Origin of the sequence: Asprobacillus argus (assembly GCF_032248395.1) — a bacterium.
Lineage (GTDB): Bacteria > Bacteroidota > Bacteroidia > Flavobacteriales > Flavobacteriaceae > Polaribacter > Polaribacter argus.
The window spans coordinates 189,764-206,503 of sequence record NZ_JAVTTO010000003.1 but is presented as its reverse complement, the minus strand read 5'-3'; the positions used below and the strand labels follow the sequence as shown (position 1 = coordinate 206,503).

Genomic DNA, 16,740 nt, shown 5'->3' with positions numbered 1-16,740 from the left:
TTAATTCAGCTTATAGCTCACGTGCTGCGCTTCTAGCGTATTCAATAACTCAGAGGTAATTTTAATTTTTGTATTTCTACTGGGTACATCTAACTCAATTTCTTCTTCGGTGTCATAAATCACAAAACGGAGTGATTGTTTTCCTTTTTCGCCACTAAATAATTTTTCAAAAGCGGCAATAGACTTTTCGTTTACTTGTTGAATAGGGATGTTTACCGTCACTTTTTTACAAAGATCATCCATGATGTCATGCAATAGTTTAAAGTCTGTAAACTTTAATCGAGGTTCACCTTCCACGCCATCTTTATTGACCCAACCTTTTTGGATAGTACTTCTAATGAATAAAAAAGAACTCGGAACCAGGAAGTGTTTGAATTTTAGATAATCTTCTCCAAAAATTCTAAACTCATAACTATCGGAATAATCTTCAATAAAGAAAGAACCCCAGCCTTTACCAGCCTTAGAAACACGATGTTGCACCTCAGTTATTATTCCTGCAAAAGAAAGATTGGCGCCCACATATTTAGAAAGATCTCCTTTAAAGTGACTCACTTTGGCATTACAAAACTTCAACTCATTTTTAAAATCATCCAAAGGATGTGCAGAAATATAAATACCGACTACTTCTTTTTCCTTAGCCAAACGCTCCATAGTTCCCCAAGGTTCTGTAAAAGGAATTTCTGGTTCAGGAAACTGAACTTCCGAAGCTTCTCCGAACAAGGAAACCTGTGAAGAATTCAAATTCTCTTGGTACTTATTTCCATAACGAATGGCTCTTTCAATAAAGGTTTGCCCCTTTTCATCAAGATAAAAATATTGAGATCGATGTGTATCAGAAAAGGAATCAAAACCACCTGCTAAAGCTAAACTGTCAAAAGCTTTTTTATTCGCTGCTCGTAGATCCACTCGTTTAGTAAGATCGAAAATAGAGTTATAGCTTCCATTTTCTTTACGCTCTTTTATGATAGCTTTTACTGCGGCACCTCCAACACCTTTTACGGCACCCATTCCAAAACGAACGGCATCCTCTTTGTTTACCGAGAATTTTAAGTAAGACTCATTTACATCAGGTCCTAAAACCTGTAGTCCCATGCGCTTACATTCTTCCATAAAGAATGATACCGACTTAATATCGTTCATATTGTTCGAGAGTACAGAAGCCATATATTCCGAAGGGTAGTGTGCTTTTAAATAGGCTGTTTGATACGCGATCCATGCGTAGCATGTAGAGTGCGATTTGTTAAACGCATAGGATGCAAAAGCCTCCCAATCTTTCCAGATTTTTTCAAGTTTTTCTTTATCATGACCATTTGCACCTGCCTGTTCTACAAACTTCGGCTTCATTTTCGCCAATACAGCAGCCTGTTTTTTACCCATGGCTTTACGTAAGACATCGGCTTCGCCTTTGGTAAAGTCGGCCAACTTTTGAGAGAGTAACATTACTTGCTCTTGATAGACCGTAATTCCATAGGTTTCTGCCAGATATTCTTCCATGGCAGGAAGATCATATTCTATCTCTTCTGTACCGTGTTTTCTGTTAATGAACGATGGAATGTATTCCATGGGCCCAGGGCGATACAATGCATTCATGGCAATTAAATCCTCAAAAACAGTTGGTTTTAGAGAGCGCATATGCTTTTGCATCCCGGGAGATTCGTATTGGAAGATCCCAACAGTTTCTCCACGTTGGAACAATTCGTAGGTTTTCTCATCATCCAAAGGAAAATTTTCTGGGTCTAGTTCAATTCCGTGACGCGCCTTTACAATCTTAACAGTATCTTTAATTAGAGTCAATGTCTTTAACCCTAAGAAATCCATTTTCAACAATCCAGCGCTTTCTACGACCGAGTTGTCAAATTGTGTGACATACATGTCAGAATCCTTAGCCGTTGCAACAGGTACATAGTTAGTAATGTCGGAAGGTGTAATAATCACACCACAAGCATGAATTCCTGTGTTTCTTACAGAGCCTTCAAGTACTAGTGCTTTGTTAATGGTCTCTGATTCAATTCCATTTCCATCGGCAATGGATTTTAACTCATTAACCATGTCTTTTTCTTCAGAACGAAGACCCGCTACCTTCCCTTTACTTTTATCATCATCACCAAAAATATTCTTTAGTTTGATGTTTGGGATCAGCTTTGCAATTCTATCTGCTTCATAGAGTGGAAGATCTAAAACACGGGCCGTATCTCTGATCGAAGATTTCGCGGCCATGGTTCCATAAGTAATGATCTGCGCTACTTGATTGGATCCGTATTTCTTGATCACATAATCCATAACTCGACCTCTACCTTCATCATCAAAATCAATATCAATATCTGGCATCGATACACGTTCAGGATTTAAGAAACGCTCAAAAAGTAGGTCGTATTTAATAGGGTCAATATTGGTAATCCACAAGCAATAGGCCACTACAGATCCTGCAGCAGAACCACGTCCAGGTCCTACCGATACATCCATGTTCCTAGCCTCTCTAATGAAATCCTCTACAATTAAAAAATACCCAGGATAACCGGTATTTTCAATTACCTCTAACTCAAAATCTAAACGCTCTTTGATGGATTCCGTTATTTCTCCATATCGTTTTTCGGCTCCAATATAGGTAAGGTGTCTTAGGTAATTATTCTCACCTCTCTTACCTCCATCTTCTTCGTCAAGTTTGTCTTGAAATTTTTCTGGAATATCAAAAGCAGGTAATAAGACATCTCTTGCTAACGAGAATACCTCTATCTTATCTACGATCTCCTGAATATTGCTAATTGCTTTGGGAAGATCCGCAAATAAGGTTTTCATCTCATCGGTCGACTTAAAGTAGTACTCATCATTTGGTAACCCATAACGATATCCTCGTCCTCTTCCTTTAGGTGTGGCTTGCTTTTCACCATCCTTTACACATAATAAAATATCATGGGCATTGGCATCTTCTTTATTGAGATAAAAAGTGTTATTGGTAGCGATGATTTTTACATCATGTTTCTTGGAGAATTTCAACAATGTTTCATTCACAACATTCTCGTCCTCCTGATTGTGGCGCATTAATTCGATGTAAAAATCATCACCAAATTGTTCTTTCCACCACAATAAAGCCTCTTCCGCTTGAAGTTCTCCAACGTTTAAGATCTTATTAGGAACCTCGCCATAGGTATTTCCTGTCAATACAATGATATCTTCTTTGTATTGCTCAATAACCTTTCTGTCGATTCTAGGAACATAATAGAATCCATCAACAAAGGCAATAGAAGACATCTTAGCTAAGTTGTGATACCCGTTTTTGTTCTTCGCAAGTAAGACAACTTGATAGCCATTGTCTTTTCTTGTTTTATCTGTATGATCTTCGCAAACGTAAAATTCGCAACCTAAAATTGGTTTTAAGATTGTTTCTGTAGGCGCTTCTCCATTTTCTTCTGAAAGCTCATTTGCTATCGCTGCCTGTTTGTTATGATTCAATACCTCTCTCACAAAATGAAAAGAAGCCATCATATTTCCTGTATCTGTTAACGCTACGGCAGACATATTGTCTTTCGCCGCAGCCTTTACAATATTACCAATCTGAATCGTAGATTGTAACACCGAAAACTGTGTATGATTATGTAAATGCGCATACTGCACATCTTCTAAATCGCTTAATCCTTCTGAAGTAGACTGTGTGGTTTCAACTTCTTTTACGGAAGCCAAACGCTTTCTTATTTTATCACTTTCTTTCTTTAGGTTGATGTGCTTTAGGCCAATAACCTGAACGGTTTTTGGATTGGCCTCGGAGAATTTCTCAAAATAATCAGCCTCAACATCCAACTGTTCCTTGGTAAACTCGCCTAAACGAATCAATTCTAAAAAACAACGCGTAGTCGCTTCAACATCTGCAGTTGCATTATGTGCTTCGTTAAAACCAACACCAAACAAATGATGGTGTAATTCTGTAAGTGTGGGCAGTTTAAACTTTCCTCCACGTCCTCCAGGAATTTGACACATTTGCGCGGTATGCTCTGTACAGGTATCTAATAAAGGGAGCGCTGTTAGGTTATTTTCTACACCAAATCGGTGAAATTCACAACCCATAATATTGATGTCAAAACCAACGTTTTGACCCACAATAAAGGTTGTTTTTTTCAGAGCATCGTTAAATAATGCTAAACCCTCTTCTAAGGGAATACCCTGTTCTGCAGCAAGATCTGTAGAAATCCCATGTATTCTTTCCGAATCGTATGGAATATTATAGCCATCCGGTTGAATCAAAAAGTCGTTATGCTCTACCACATTTCCTAGCTCGTCATGCAATTGCCAGGCAATCTGCACACATCTGGGCCAGTTATCCGTATCGGTAATAGGTGCATTCCAACTCTTAGGTAAACCTGTGGTTTCCGTATCAAAAATCAAGTACATAAACGTGGATTTCTCGTGTTCTAATTAGATACTATAAAAGTACTAAAAAGGACCAGAAAAAAAGAGAAAGAGTTATTGGGTTTTATTAACAATTAGGAGGTTTTTAAAAACCCAAAAGTTGCCGTTAGTACTTTCTGAAAATCCTTAGGGAATTCATCTTCGGTCCAGGGTTGTTTTGCACCAAAGACATGATTCGCTTCCGGAATAATATATAGCTCACTAGTTGAGCTCCATGTATGTAGATTTTGCGCATGGAAAATGGGCACTGCCATATCTCCATCTCCATGAATGATCAAATGCGGAATCGTACTATTTTCTGAGGCTTTCTGAACGTCTAAATATGTTTTATTCGCGATATAGTTTTCGTAGAATTGGATATAATGCGGCATCTGTTGCTTTGTGCGTCCGTTTACGATATAAAAAACACCGTCCTTTTTCCACTTCTCTAATTCTGGGCCTTCCTGAAACATGGTGCGGTCTAACGTGGAGACTGCTGCCCATGTGACCAATTGCTTGATTCTTGAGTCTTTAGAAGCAGTAAGTGTAGCGATACCTCCACCACGAGAATGTCCGATTAAGGTAATGTTATTAGTGTCAATTTCATCTTTATGTTCCTGATTCTGCGTAATCCAATCGATCACTGTTTGAAGGTCGTCCATTTCCATCATGTAATTGTTCTTCCCAAAGGCATCCAAATCTGGAAAATCTATCGGCTGCTCTAGCGTGCCACCATTGTGCGAAAAATTGAATTTGAGTAAGGCAAACCCACGATCGATAAATGCATCGTTCATTCTCCCGAATACGCCCCAATCTTTATAGCCTTTATAGCCATGGCAAAAGATGACAAGTGGCTTTTTAGCTCTATTTTTCTTATAGAAAAGATCTGTGATAATGGGCCTATGATGTGTTCCTGGTAACGGAAAATTTTGAAGAATTGTCATATCAGCATAAAAATTCACGTAAAGTTAAGATATTTAGCGTGTTGATATAGTTTTAGTTGTAAAAGATTTTTGTACATTTGCACCCGCATTCTCGAGAAGGATGCATTTTTAATAATCAAGGTCGAGTACCTTAAAAATTAACAAATATGCCTGTAAAAATTAGATTACAAAGACACGGTAAAAAAGGAAAACCATTTTATTGGATCGTTGCTGCGGATGCAAGAGCGAAAAGAGATGGTCGTTACTTAGAAAAATTAGGAACGTATAATCCTAATACAAACCCAGCTACGATTGACTTAAATGTTGATGGTGCTGTACAATGGTTACAAAACGGAGCGCAACCAACAGATACTGCGAAAGCAATTTTATCTTATAAAGGTGCGATGTTAAAGAATCATTTAGCTGGTGGAGTTCGTAAAGGAGCTTTAACAGAAGAGCAAGCAGAGGAGAAATTCCAAGCTTGGTTAGAGGAGAAAACTGGTAAGGTTTCTGCAAAGTCAGATGATTTAGCAAAAGCGAAAGCAGAAGCTAAAGCAAAAGCTTTAGAAGCTGAAAAAGCGGTGAATGAAGCACGTATTGCTGCGGCTGCTCCTGTTGAGGAAGTTGTAGAGGAAGCTACTGAAGAAGTTGCTGCTGAAGCTGAAGCTACCGAAGAGGTAGTTGCAGAAGCAGAGACTGAGGTTGTTGCTGAAGAAACTCCAGAGGCTACAGAAGAAGAAACTAAAGAAGAAAAAGCTGCTGAATAAGTAGTTTGTACGACGATGCGTAAAGAAGATTGTTTTTATTTAGGCAAGATCGTAAGAAAACATAGTTTTAAGGGCGAGGTAGTTATCAAATTAGATACCGACGAGCCTGAACTGTACAGAAAAATGGAATCAGTTTTTGTCGAATTAGGCAATAATCTGGTTCCATTTTTAATTGAAAAAAGTTCATTACACAAAGGGAATCAGTTACGGGTATTGTTTGAAGATTTGTACACTGAAGAAGAAGCCGATTCGATTCTAAAATCGGATATTTATTTACCCTTAGATATGTTGCCAACCTTATCGGGAGATAAGTTTTACTATCATGAAGTAATTGGATTTACGATTGAAGATGTGAACTTTGGAGCCGTGGGGACCATTGTTCATATCAATGACTCGGCAGCGCAACCACTTTTTGAGATCGACCGAAATGGGAGTGAAGTATTTATACCTATGATCGACGATTTTATCAAAAAGGTAGATCGAACGAATAAAACCATAGTGGTCGAGACGCCAGAAGGGCTGATCGACTTGTATATAGAATAGAATGTCAGGTCGAGCGCAGTCGAGACGCGAGAACGAATAACATAAAGAGAGGTGGCCGAGTGGTCGAAGGCGCACGCCTGGAAAGTGTGTATACCTCAAAAGGGTATCGAGGGTTCGAATCCCTTCCTCTCTGCAAAAGAAAATCTACAACGAAAGTTGTGGATTTTTTTTATTTCGAAGAACTACTATATAACCTACGTCATTACGAGAAGCTAGCGACGAAGTAATCCGTTCTAAAGACGGAGATTGCTTCACTGCACTTCGACACGCTCAGTGCAGGGGTTCGCAATGACATAGAGAGAGGTGGCTGAGTGGTCGAAGGCGCACGCCTGGAAATATTAATGCTTGTTTTTATAAAACTACTTCATTGATTACCAAAAAAATATAAAAAGAACATATATTTGCTTAAAACTAAAAATTGTATAGATATGAAACTAAAATTGCTAATTAGTCTTTTATTTTTTGGAAATATATTATTAAGTCATGGTCAATGGGTTCAGATAGGGTCTGATCTTGTAGGAGAATCCCCTGGAAATCTATTTGGAAAATCTGTTAGTTTAAGCGCGGATGGTAGCATAGTAGCAGTAGGCATGCCTGTTTATGGAGGGAATAATGTTGATGTGGCTGGTAGCGTACGTATTTTTGAAAACCTTAACGGGTCTTGGATTCAAATAGGAGATGATATTGAGGGAGAAAACATTGATGATGAATTTGGAACTTCAATTAGTTTAAGTGCAGATGGAAGTATCGTAGCTATTGGAGCTCACTTAAATGATGGTAATGGATCGGATTCGGGCCATGTCCGTGTTTATAAAAACGATAATGGGTCTTGGTTACAGATAGGTGATGATATAGATGGAGAAACAGCTGTGGATTATTCTGGTTTTTCCGTTAGTCTAAGTGCAGATGGTAATATTGTTGCTATTGGTGCCATTTTTAACGATGACAACGGAATTTCCTCGGGTCATGTAAGAGTTTTCGAAAATGTTAATGATGTCTGGATGCAGATAGGAGGTGATATTGATGGAGAAGCTGCTTATGATGATTCTGGATATTCAGTTAGTTTGAGTGATGATGGTAGTATTATAGCTATTGGAGCAAAAACAAACGATAGTAATGGATCAAATTCGGGTCATGTTCGTGTTTATAAAAACGACAATGGATCTTGGATACAGGTAGGTGATGATATTGATGGAGAGGGTGAAGGTGATAATTCAGGTTTTTCTGTTAGTTTGAGTGCTAATGGAAGTATTGTTGCTATTGGAGCAAAATGGAATAATGATGGAGCGTCAAATGCTGGGCACGTGCGCGTTTATGAGAACATTAATGATTCTTGGACTCAAATTGGAACCGATATTGATGGGCAAACGAATACAGGAAACTTTGGTTACTCCGTTAGTCTTAGCGCCAATGGAAATATTGTGGCTATTGGGGTTCCATTCAGTAACACAAATGGAAATGATACTGGTCATATAAGTATTTATGAAAACAATAATGGTTCATGGATGCAGAAAGGAGAGGATATTGTAGGATCTATTATAAACGGTACATTCGGCACAGCGGTTAGTCTAAGTGATGATGGAAGTATAGTAGCGGGTGGAACTTGGCGTGATGGCTACACCAATACATCGGGCCGTGTAAGAATTTTTGAATTTGATGAGAGTTTATCTGTTAAAAGTTTGGAAAAGCAGCAATTCACAGTTTATCCTAATCCTGCCGTTACCAATATTTCAATAAAGAGTAAAATAAGCTTTGAGTCAGTAGCCGTTTACGACATATTTGGACGAAAAATAGCATCTTCCATTCCAAATATTTCTAATCTCGAACACTTTTTCAATGTACAAAATTTATCTTCTGGAGTTTATTTGATTGAATTGAAAAAAGGATCACAAAAAAGAGTGCAGAAGTTTATCAAGAAGTAAGTGCTTTAAATCTGATATACGTTAGCAATCTTTTTAAATATCCATAATTTAAAGATTTCTTTAAAAAGAAAGCATCAGTGCAAAACAAATGTAAGACATACAAAACAAGTATAAAACATCCTAAGGAACTCCCATTTTCAAACATTTCAAGTTCTTTGGAGCGAATGCTTTTTTGTATTTGGTCTTTTTAATTCATATCATCTAAACTCTTCAGTAACCCTGTTTGAGGATTTTTGTAATAATATTATATGCAATCCCTTTTACTTGTTGTATTTTAGAGCATAAGTGTTCTTTTATCCCGAAGCAGGGCCTTATAAATCCTTATATTTGTTGAGATATAACTAGTTGTGTATAATTATAAAATATGGCAAGAACACCAAGATGGAATTTCGATAAATTTAAAGATGGAGTCCAAACCGTAACGCTTAGTTCATGGAAATACTTTCACGACTTTTTAAAAGATCAAAATCTACTTGAAAAGAGAACTTATATATATCGAGGACAAAGTGATAGTTCATGGGCTGTTCAACCTTCTATTCACAGAGGGCTAAGAAAAGTATTATCCAAAGCTAGTTATGAAAATATATTAGAAGAACATTTAGACACTTTTAAATACTCAATTAGGGGAAGAATTAAAGGCCTAAAAGAGATAATAAATGACGAAAACGAACTTTGGACATTAGGTCAACATCATGGTCTAAGAACTCCTCTTCTAGATTTTTCTGCATCCCCTTATGTGGCTAGCTATTTTGCATTTCAAGCTAAAGAAAATAGCTCAAAGTTTAGAACAATTTGGATGCTTGCAGCTGTAGTGATTGAAGAGGAAATTGACGACCAACTGGAAATGTATCACCCTCTTTCTGATATAACACCAAGACTGATAAGTCAAGATGGGCTTTTTGTAAAGTTTAATGTCAAAAAAGATTTAAAAACCATTATTGAATCAACTGAACAAAAAACGAACATATTTTTATACGAAGTTAAAATACCAGAAAAAGACAGGAGTTCGTGTTTAAAATCTTTGAATAGAATGAATATCAATCATAAGTCTTTGTTCCCAGATTTACTTGGCGCAAGTATTTATGCTAACCTACATTTAGAAATTGACAAATACTAACTATACACAACAAAGTATATAATGCATTGAAACGCATCATATACAAACCGTTGCATGTAATTGACGAAATGAATAACAAAAAGAAGCTAAAAGAATTAGAAAACAGAATTGATGAAACACTTTTTTATGTTTGGGATCCAATAGGAATATCAAATGAGCCTTGTGCACGAGGTGAATATAGTTCATACACAATGACAATTCTGAAATACACTTTAACTGAAGATTTAACGAAGATTGCAGAAATATTGAGTAAAATCGAATCTGACTCAATGGGACTTTCTCCAAATAGAAAACACAATGAGAAAGTTGCTGAAAGACTAGTAGAATTTAAAATCGCGGTTGAAAACGAACTTAGATGAGAACACTCAAAAAAACCAGAGCAATTCGTAGGCTATATAAATTACTCTGGTAGCCTTAGCGTAACGCTCCCCCTAAAAGATAGTTTTGCTAAGGTTTATTTTTAAGAATGTTTTGTTTTCGGGCTTTTTGTAAATCGAGTTCCTTTTTTTTCTCTGTAGCTAGTTGCCAGATGGCGGCTTCAATATCTGAATTTTTTCGAAAGCCTTGAAAGACCATTCGAACATATTGTGCATTGTGTGGTTCTCCATTTCTGTTGAGTACCATGTTTTGGGATAGGATCTTTAAGACATCATCTGCGTAATGCGCTTGCAGCAATTCTTTTAATTGTTTTCTTTCTAATTCTGTAATCATAGTAATTCTTGTTTGACATTGCAAAAATTGTTGTTATATTGTTACTGTTTTGTAATCTACAATATAAGTAAATAAAATTGCAATTCAAAACGGTATGAAAAATATATTTACAAATATAAAAGAAAGAGTGATGGAGGTAGCCGAAAGGCAACCAATTACCAAGCAAGAGTTTTTTAAAAGTATTGATATGACTTCTGCAAACTTTCGAGGAAAAGCAAAAGACTCTCCGTTAAATTCAAATGCTATTGTAAATATAATTACAAAATATCCAGATACAGATCTCCATTGGTTATTATTGGGAGATGCTCATGTGGTTCAGGAACCGAGCAAAGAATATAGCACCGCTAGCGATGATGATAAGGATCGATTGATCGAAGCGTTATTAGATCAGATTGCCGAATTAAAATCGGATAAAGAAGACTTAAAAAAGCTGTTGGGATTAAGAAAGGACAAATAACCTTTTTACTTAATAATAACTTTTTTAGTGACGGTTTTATTTCCTGAATATATCTTTAATACATAAATACCTGACTTCATCGAATGTAGATGGAGTTGCTTTCCAGGTACTCTTTGCCTTAATACTGTTTGCCCGAGTATGTTGAATAGTGCAATACGATCTATGTTTTCGTCCGTTCTAATGTTTAAGATATCTGAAGTTGGATTTGGATATACGGAAAACTTGTTGGCAAATACATCTTCTGTGCTCAAGTTGACGTTTTGATAGACTCTTACATAATCAATAACCATACTACTTTCCGTAAAACTGGGATCTGGCGTACCAGAAAATCCGCCCATGGCTATATTTAAGAGGAGATATTGATCTTCATCAAAAGGCCAGGTAGCGCTATTTTGTGAGGATGGTCTGTAGGTATAGAATCCAACTCCGTCAATAAGAAAGGTAATTTGATCTGGCGACCAGTTCATCGAATACACGTGATAATCATTTGCCACATCGGCAAGCATTTGTGTCGCTGTATTTACGGTAGCTCCAGAACTAGATGGCGTGTGTAAGGCAACACTTACCTCATTAACACTATGTAGGCCATGCTCCATAATATCTATTTCTCCACAGGCTGGCCAACTAGTGGTCCCAAATCCTTGGGTTTCCCAGTAGGCTCCAGTTTCGCTAATATTTTTTCCCAGTGTCCAGATAGCGGGCCAGGTGCCATTGCCGAACGGTAGCTTTGCTCTCACATCGACACGACCATAGGTAAAAGCAAATTTCGAGTTTAATCTTGCGGATGTATATTCTTTGGTATGCCCTTGATCTGTAAAACTTTCTTTAATAGCCACGATATTTAAAAAACCGGCATCCACAAAAGAGTTCTCTATACGATCCGTATAGTGTTGTAGCTCTCCATTAAACCAACTACCTCCTGCTGGCAATTGTGTTTGGTGAAACCATTTTGTATTGTCTAAAGCGCCATCTGTATCGAATTCATCTGACCAAACGAGATCAGAATAGATCACGTCTAATTCGTTAGGGTCAGTTGGAGTCGACCCGTCGTTAATATTGTCTATCAAATAGGTCCCAGGAGTACTTACACCTTCATCTATAAACAGGGTAAGCCTCGTGTAGGTTCCTGTTGCGTTTATGGGTGTACCATCCGAACTGAGTTGGGCATTGGAAAAATCGAATGTGATTTCTTTCCAGTCGGAAGGAGAGGGGACACTAAAGCTTTGTCGTACCTCTACATTGGGATTGTCCCCATTTTCTAGTTTGAGTAGGATGCTGTGTGCGTTAGGATCGAAGGAGTAAAAGGAAAGTGTAATGTTCTTATTGGTGCTCAGATCGATGGATTGAGAGAGGTCTATATAAAACCCTTGGGAAGGATCCGAACCATCGTTGTGAAACTGTCCTACGTTATTACTGTTGTTTTGTGGATCTACATTTGCTGAAAAACTACTATTTCCAAAAGGGAGGAAAACATCTGCTGAATCGTCAAAATCTATCGGCATTTGTTGCGCGTAGCAGAGCGTGCTGATACAAAGGGTAAGAAGACTTGCGTAGTAGCGGATTTTCATGAATGTAAATTTTCATAAAAATAGGACTTCTTCGAGATTTGTACTGCTTTTTAGACCTATACAAAAACCAAACATAGATGCGTAATAGCGGATTTTTAATTATTCCATGTCAGAATTAAGAATTAATTTGCGGTCGATATAATTTCAGCTTTTATTGTGCTATGAGTCAGCCATTCCGATTTAAAGAATTTAGTATTCATCAAGATCAAACCGCTATGAAAGTAGGAACTGATGGTGTGTTATTAGGCGCCTGGGCTTCTGTTGCACATTTCCCAGATTCGATTTTAGATGTGGGGTCTGGAACTGGATTGATTGCTCTTATGCTAGCACAACGAACGGATGCTATGACCATTGATGCGGTAGAGATCGATGAGCAAGCTTATGAGCAAACTGTAGGCAATTTTGAATTATCTGATTGGGGAGATCGTTTGTTTTGTTACCATAGTTCTTTTCAGGATTTTGCCAAAGAGATGAGCGAAGAAGGGGAGGAGTACGACCTCATCATCTCCAATCCGCCTTTTTATACCGATGCATATGAAACGGAAGACGCGGCTAGAAATAAAGCGCGTTTTACCTCATCCTTATCATTTCAAGAATTGATTGCAGGAGTTGCCAAGGTGCTTTCTTCCGCAGGAACCTTTGCCGTGATTATTCCATATAAAGAAGAGGAGGCATTTGTTTCCCTGGCTTCAGAAAGCACCTTGGTTCTCAACCGTGTGTGTAGGGTAAAAGGAACGGCCACTTCTGAAATAAAGCGTAGTTTGTTGGAGTTCTCTCCTTGTCCTGAGCGAAGTCGAAGGGTTGAAGAAACAGCGTTAGTGGAGGAGGAGCTTATTATAGAAATCTCCCGCCATAAGTATACTGAGAAGTATACAGCGTTGACGAGAGATTTTTACCTGAAGTTATAGCCGTTTGCTATGAGTGATCACTTCTCTTTTTCAATTTTCTTTATTCTCTGATGACTAGACAGAAAAGTTAGTATTTCTTTAAAACTGGAGGTTTTTATAAATTGCAGCAACACTTTAAAAGGATTAACCCCGTAGATCTTTGTGTAATTTTCTAAGATCGATCGTATTTCTGTAATAGCGATAAAACCCGCTATAATCTTTAAAAAGGGAATTTCATCTACAATATTAGTTTCTAGAAAATGTGCTGATATTATGACTAAGTTGTAGATGAAGAGCTTAGAAATGGTATGTCCAATGCGTTTGCTACTAATGCCTATTCCATTCATGTAAGAAGCGTATGATCCGGTAATGAAATCGACTACAATCAACAAGATAACTGTAAAGATAACTCCGCTTAAGGGTATGATCATAGTGAGTAGCCAGAATGAGATGTTCGATACTTTATCCATGCCTTCTTAACTTTTTGTAGTCCAATACGCGGTTTTTAGGATATGCTTTAATGCAGACGCTATTTCGTTGGTTTCCGCCTAAAACATAAACATATCGCTTACTCTCTTTAATGTAAAAACCAACGTGACCTTTCCAGCTGCTCGGCGATTCCCTCCAGAGCACTACAATGTCTCCCCATGATGGAATTTCCGTTGAGGTTCCGATAGATAACCAGCTTCGCGCGTTTAATTTTCCAGAGTGTTCATAGCCTGTTTTTTTGGCCACCCAATTTACAAATGCACTGCACCACGCAGTGTCTTCTTTCAATTTTTCTCCGTCATATCCTAGTTCGGTAAAATACTTTACAATTTGAGGATGATCGGTGGTGTCAGGAGTTTCTTTTACGCCATACTGAGATAGCGCAGTTCTAATAATTTTCATAAGTATGTTTTAATTTTTTTGTAGCCAGATAGCCTTGGAGCCATTAAAGAGTAGCAATTTTTTGAATGCTCGTTGATGGTCTGAATTCTGCCTACTAGGAGTTTATACTAAAACAGGAATACTGTTCCTTTATAAGGTGATACAAATATAAACATATTACACAATAAATACAAACATATGATGAAATCTTTTGTAAAATGTTGCAATTTGTAAAAAAATCAGTATATTGCAGTAAATTATGAAAGGAGAACCTGGCGTGATACAGAACTTCACTAGAAAATCATGTTTCAGATCTTTATTACAACATCAATGATATGGACGGAGTTGCACACAAGATTAGGGCAATTATAGAAGAGTTTAAATTGAATAATTATTCTTTTTCTAAAAGGATAGGTGTTACCAGTACTACCGTGGATAGTATTGTTAATGGTAGACCTCAACCGGACGGAACAAGAAAGAAAACAAAACCAGGATATGATGTTTTAAAGGCTATTATTGAAGAATTTGATATTGATCCGGATTATTTATTCGGTAAAAGTACACAAATGTTGAAAGCAGCATCTTCAAATATGACTTCATATTCAGGAATGCCACAGGTAGTTGCCGTGAATCAAACTGGGAATGAGAATGTGGTGTATGTCCCTATTAAGGCAAGAGCGGGGTATTTAAACGGGTATGGAGATGCAGAATATATAGAAACACTGCCTTCTTTTAATATGCCACACTTAACAAATGGAAGCTATCGATGTTTTGAAGTATATGGAAACTCTATGGTGCGCACTTTTTTTGATGGAGACCTGGTATTTGGTAAATACGTAGAAAGTTTAAGCGATATTAAAGACGGACGTATCTATGTTATTGTGAGTAAAAATGATGGGATTGTATTAAAGCGTGTTATTAATAGAATAGAGGAGCGTGGAAAACTGATCTTAAAAAGCGATAACAAAAATGGAAACTATCCTACGTACACCATAGATGCAGAAGAGGTGATGGAAGTGTGGTATGTGACCATGTTTGCTTCGAAACAAATGCCCGAACCTGTCGATATTTACGATAGATTACACGAGTTAGAAAGTCAGTTAGTTACATTGAAGGAATCTATGCAAAACTAACTGCTTCTCTTCAACCGATCACGTTTTCAGGATTATACCCTAAATAAGGCACTTTTTTTTCAGAGAATTTGATGCCGTATTCTTCCAATTCTTTTAAGATAGGAATGTACACTTCTTTGCTAATGGGTATTTGCACACCCGGAGTAGCAATCTCTTTGTTCAGTATTTTTAAAGCAGCCATGGCAACTGGTAAGCCTACTGTTTTGGCCATTGCTGTATAGGTTTGATTTTCCCCTTTAACTACTAAGCTACTTTCTATCTGGCGTTTTTCGCCCTGGATCTCGTATCCGAATTTATGATGCATTACAATCATATCTTTATCATCTGCTCCTAAGGTCCATGAATCAGATAGGATCTTTTGTAGTATTTGTGCAGGAGTAGCATTCTTTAATCCTACTTTTTTATCAGCATTAAAAATATCTAATTCTACCAATTTATCCCACATTACATCGTCTTGGTCGATCTTTAAATAAGAGCGCAATTTTAATTCGACAGAATCACTTGGAGAATATGCTAAGAAAAGATTCGTAAAATCGCGATAGCTCATATGTTCTGAGTCTTCAATGGTATACGTATCATCTGTCATCCCTAATTGAACAAAGATATTCCAGGCTCTCGAGAACCCAACTTTTCGAATAGTTCCACGATACATGGTTGGAATATCTTCCAGATCATAGACACTTCTATATTTTAAAGAATCTCTATTTGCATAGGCTTCAAATTTACCGTCGCCGTTCAACGTCAAGAATTCCGTTCTTCTAAATAATTTGTGATATGGAATATATTTATAGGTACCTTCTTGGATAAACTTGGCAGCACCTCCTTGACCAGCAACTACCACATTTCTTGGATTCCATGTAAATTTATAATTCCAAAGATTGTCATCACTTTCCGGAGCAACCAATCCACCGGTAAAAGATTCAAACAAGAGTATTTTAGCACCATTATCACGAATGCGATCAATCACCTGCATAGCACTCATATGATCAATTCCTGGATCTACACCAATTTCATTCATAAAAACCAATCCTTTTGCTTTTGCTTCTGTGTCTAAAGCTTTCATTTCTTTCGAAACGTAAGAAGCAGTAACCATATGCTTGCCAAACTCAATGCATTCTTTAGCAACTTCTATGTGAAAACGCGCGGGCAGCATAGAGATTACAAGATCTGCTTTCTGAATTTCTTCACGCCTTTGTTCATCATTAAAGACATCAAATAATAGCGCCTTTGCATTTTCGTGACCTTGGGTACGTTCTTCCGCATTTTCTAAAGAAATATCTGCAACTACTATAAAAAGATCTTCAATTTTTGATTTATCTAATAAGTATTTGATCAGTTCAGAACTTGATCTTCCTGCTCCTATAACTAAAATGTTCCTCATTCTAGATTTATGATTATTTTTGATTGATTATAGCACCGAAAGTACTAAAAAACATTATTCAAAAACTCATTTTTTTATGTT

General features: G+C 37.3%; 15 protein-coding genes and 1 tRNA gene. 9 read left to right on the top strand and 7 right to left on the bottom strand.

Annotation, left to right across the window (positions count from 1 at the left end; all coding sequences use genetic code 11):
- Both dnaE and RQM59_RS08400 read right to left on the bottom strand, forming a co-directional pair.
- Positions 1 to 4,383, bottom strand: a complete 4,383-nt coding sequence (dnaE, locus tag RQM59_RS08405) for a DNA polymerase III subunit alpha (RefSeq protein ID WP_349241657.1) — start codon at positions 4,381 to 4,383, stop codon at positions 1 to 3.
- Between the two features lie 92 nt (positions 4,384 to 4,475).
- Positions 4,476 to 5,324, bottom strand: a complete 849-nt coding sequence (locus RQM59_RS08400; RefSeq protein WP_349241656.1) for an alpha/beta hydrolase family protein — start codon at positions 5,322 to 5,324, stop codon at positions 4,476 to 4,478.
- Between the two features lie 146 nt (positions 5,325 to 5,470).
- Here RQM59_RS08400 and RQM59_RS08395 point away from each other — a divergent pair, with 146 nt between their 5' ends.
- From RQM59_RS08395 to RQM59_RS08370, 6 genes are all read left to right on the top strand, one after another.
- Positions 5,471 to 6,070, top strand: coding sequence for a 30S ribosomal protein S16 (locus tag RQM59_RS08395; protein WP_349241655.1), 600 nt, complete (start codon positions 5,471 to 5,473; stop codon positions 6,068 to 6,070).
- A gap of 15 nt (positions 6,071 to 6,085) precedes the next feature.
- Positions 6,086 to 6,613: a ribosome maturation factor RimM gene (gene rimM, locus RQM59_RS08390; RefSeq protein WP_349241654.1), complete on the top strand. Its 528-nt coding sequence runs from the start codon at positions 6,086 to 6,088 to the stop codon at positions 6,611 to 6,613.
- Between the two features lie 45 nt (positions 6,614 to 6,658).
- A tRNA-Ser gene (locus RQM59_RS08385) sits at positions 6,659 to 6,746 on the top strand.
- Between the two features lie 295 nt (positions 6,747 to 7,041).
- Positions 7,042 to 8,535, top strand: coding sequence for a T9SS type A sorting domain-containing protein (locus RQM59_RS08380; protein WP_349241653.1), 1,494 nt, complete (start codon positions 7,042 to 7,044; stop codon positions 8,533 to 8,535).
- A gap of 364 nt (positions 8,536 to 8,899) precedes the next feature.
- Positions 8,900 to 9,652, top strand: coding sequence for an FRG domain-containing protein (locus tag RQM59_RS08375; RefSeq protein ID WP_349241652.1), 753 nt, complete (start codon positions 8,900 to 8,902; stop codon positions 9,650 to 9,652).
- A 26-nt stretch (positions 9,653 to 9,678) separates the two neighbouring features.
- Positions 9,679 to 10,011 (top strand): hypothetical protein, encoded by a 333-nt coding sequence (locus RQM59_RS08370; RefSeq protein ID WP_349241651.1) that lies wholly within the window; start codon positions 9,679 to 9,681, stop codon positions 10,009 to 10,011.
- 88 nt (positions 10,012 to 10,099) lie between these two features.
- Here RQM59_RS08370 and RQM59_RS08365 read toward each other — a convergent pair whose 3' ends face one another.
- Entirely contained in the window at positions 10,100 to 10,363 is a 264-nt protein-coding gene (locus tag RQM59_RS08365) for a hypothetical protein (RefSeq protein ID WP_349241650.1), read from the bottom strand.
- Between the two features lie 94 nt (positions 10,364 to 10,457).
- On the opposite strand from RQM59_RS08365, the gene RQM59_RS08360 reads away from it, so the two are divergent.
- Entirely contained in the window at positions 10,458 to 10,820 is a 363-nt protein-coding gene (locus tag RQM59_RS08360) for a hypothetical protein (RefSeq protein WP_349241649.1), read from the top strand.
- 5 nt (positions 10,821 to 10,825) lie between these two features.
- On the opposite strand, the gene RQM59_RS08355 is transcribed toward RQM59_RS08360, so the two are convergent.
- The gene (locus tag RQM59_RS08355) at positions 10,826 to 12,388 is read right to left on the bottom strand and encodes a family 16 glycosylhydrolase (RefSeq protein ID WP_349241648.1); all 1,563 of its coding nucleotides are present in this window, start codon (positions 12,386 to 12,388) and stop codon (positions 10,826 to 10,828) included.
- 161 nt (positions 12,389 to 12,549) lie between these two features.
- Here RQM59_RS08355 and RQM59_RS08350 point away from each other — a divergent pair, with 161 nt between their 5' ends.
- Complete coding sequence (locus RQM59_RS08350) at positions 12,550 to 13,296, top strand: tRNA1(Val) (adenine(37)-N6)-methyltransferase (protein WP_349241647.1); 747 nt, start codon at positions 12,550 to 12,552, stop codon at positions 13,294 to 13,296.
- Between the two features lie 17 nt (positions 13,297 to 13,313).
- On the opposite strand, the gene RQM59_RS08345 is transcribed toward RQM59_RS08350, so the two are convergent.
- Both RQM59_RS08345 and RQM59_RS08340 read right to left on the bottom strand, forming a co-directional pair.
- The gene (locus tag RQM59_RS08345) at positions 13,314 to 13,745 is read right to left on the bottom strand and encodes a phage holin family protein (protein ID WP_349241646.1); all 432 of its coding nucleotides are present in this window, start codon (positions 13,743 to 13,745) and stop codon (positions 13,314 to 13,316) included.
- Positions 13,738 to 14,166, bottom strand: a complete 429-nt coding sequence (locus RQM59_RS08340) for a TIGR02594 family protein (RefSeq protein ID WP_349241645.1) — start codon at positions 14,164 to 14,166, stop codon at positions 13,738 to 13,740. The genes RQM59_RS08345 and RQM59_RS08340 overlap by 8 nt, the downstream gene beginning before the upstream one ends.
- A 314-nt stretch (positions 14,167 to 14,480) precedes the next feature.
- On the opposite strand from RQM59_RS08340, the gene RQM59_RS08335 reads away from it, so the two are divergent.
- Positions 14,481 to 15,278: an XRE family transcriptional regulator gene (locus RQM59_RS08335; RefSeq protein ID WP_349241644.1), complete on the top strand. Its 798-nt coding sequence runs from the start codon at positions 14,481 to 14,483 to the stop codon at positions 15,276 to 15,278.
- 10 nt (positions 15,279 to 15,288) lie between these two features.
- Here the strand turns inward: RQM59_RS08335 and RQM59_RS08330 are convergent, their stop codons facing one another.
- Positions 15,289 to 16,659 (bottom strand): saccharopine dehydrogenase family protein, encoded by a 1,371-nt coding sequence (locus RQM59_RS08330; RefSeq protein ID WP_349241643.1) that lies wholly within the window; start codon positions 16,657 to 16,659, stop codon positions 15,289 to 15,291.
- Between the last annotated feature and the right edge of the window lie 81 nt (positions 16,660 to 16,740).

Bases quoted from the DNA above. Each gene is read 5' to 3' on its own strand.
- RQM59_RS08345 (WP_349241646.1), bottom strand. From the start codon at position 13,745: ATGGATAAAGTATCGAACATCTCATTCTGGCTACTCACTATGATCATA.
- RQM59_RS08355 (WP_349241648.1), bottom strand. From the start codon at position 12,388: ATGAAAATCCGCTACTACGCAAGTCTTCTTACCCTTTGTATCAGCACG.
- RQM59_RS08365 (WP_349241650.1), bottom strand. From the start codon at position 10,363: ATGATTACAGAATTAGAAAGAAAACAATTAAAAGAATTGCTGCAAGCG.
- RQM59_RS08400 (WP_349241656.1), bottom strand. From the start codon at position 5,324: ATGACAATTCTTCAAAATTTTCCGTTACCAGGAACACATCATAGGCCC.
- RQM59_RS08340 (WP_349241645.1), bottom strand. From the start codon at position 14,166: ATGAAAATTATTAGAACTGCGCTATCTCAGTATGGCGTAAAAGAAACT.
- RQM59_RS08330 (WP_349241643.1), bottom strand. From the start codon at position 16,659: ATGAGGAACATTTTAGTTATAGGAGCAGGAAGATCAAGTTCTGAACTG.
- RQM59_RS08380 (WP_349241653.1), top strand. From the start codon at position 7,042: ATGAAACTAAAATTGCTAATTAGTCTTTTATTTTTTGGAAATATATTA.
- RQM59_RS08360 (WP_349241649.1), top strand. From the start codon at position 10,458: ATGAAAAATATATTTACAAATATAAAAGAAAGAGTGATGGAGGTAGCC.
- dnaE (WP_349241657.1), bottom strand. From the start codon at position 4,383: ATGTACTTGATTTTTGATACGGAAACCACAGGTTTACCTAAGAGTTGG.
- RQM59_RS08395 (WP_349241655.1), top strand. From the start codon at position 5,471: ATGCCTGTAAAAATTAGATTACAAAGACACGGTAAAAAAGGAAAACCA.
- rimM (WP_349241654.1), top strand. From the start codon at position 6,086: ATGCGTAAAGAAGATTGTTTTTATTTAGGCAAGATCGTAAGAAAACAT.
- RQM59_RS08375 (WP_349241652.1), top strand. From the start codon at position 8,900: ATGGCAAGAACACCAAGATGGAATTTCGATAAATTTAAAGATGGAGTC.
- RQM59_RS08350 (WP_349241647.1), top strand. From the start codon at position 12,550: ATGAGTCAGCCATTCCGATTTAAAGAATTTAGTATTCATCAAGATCAA.
- RQM59_RS08335 (WP_349241644.1), top strand. From the start codon at position 14,481: ATGGACGGAGTTGCACACAAGATTAGGGCAATTATAGAAGAGTTTAAA.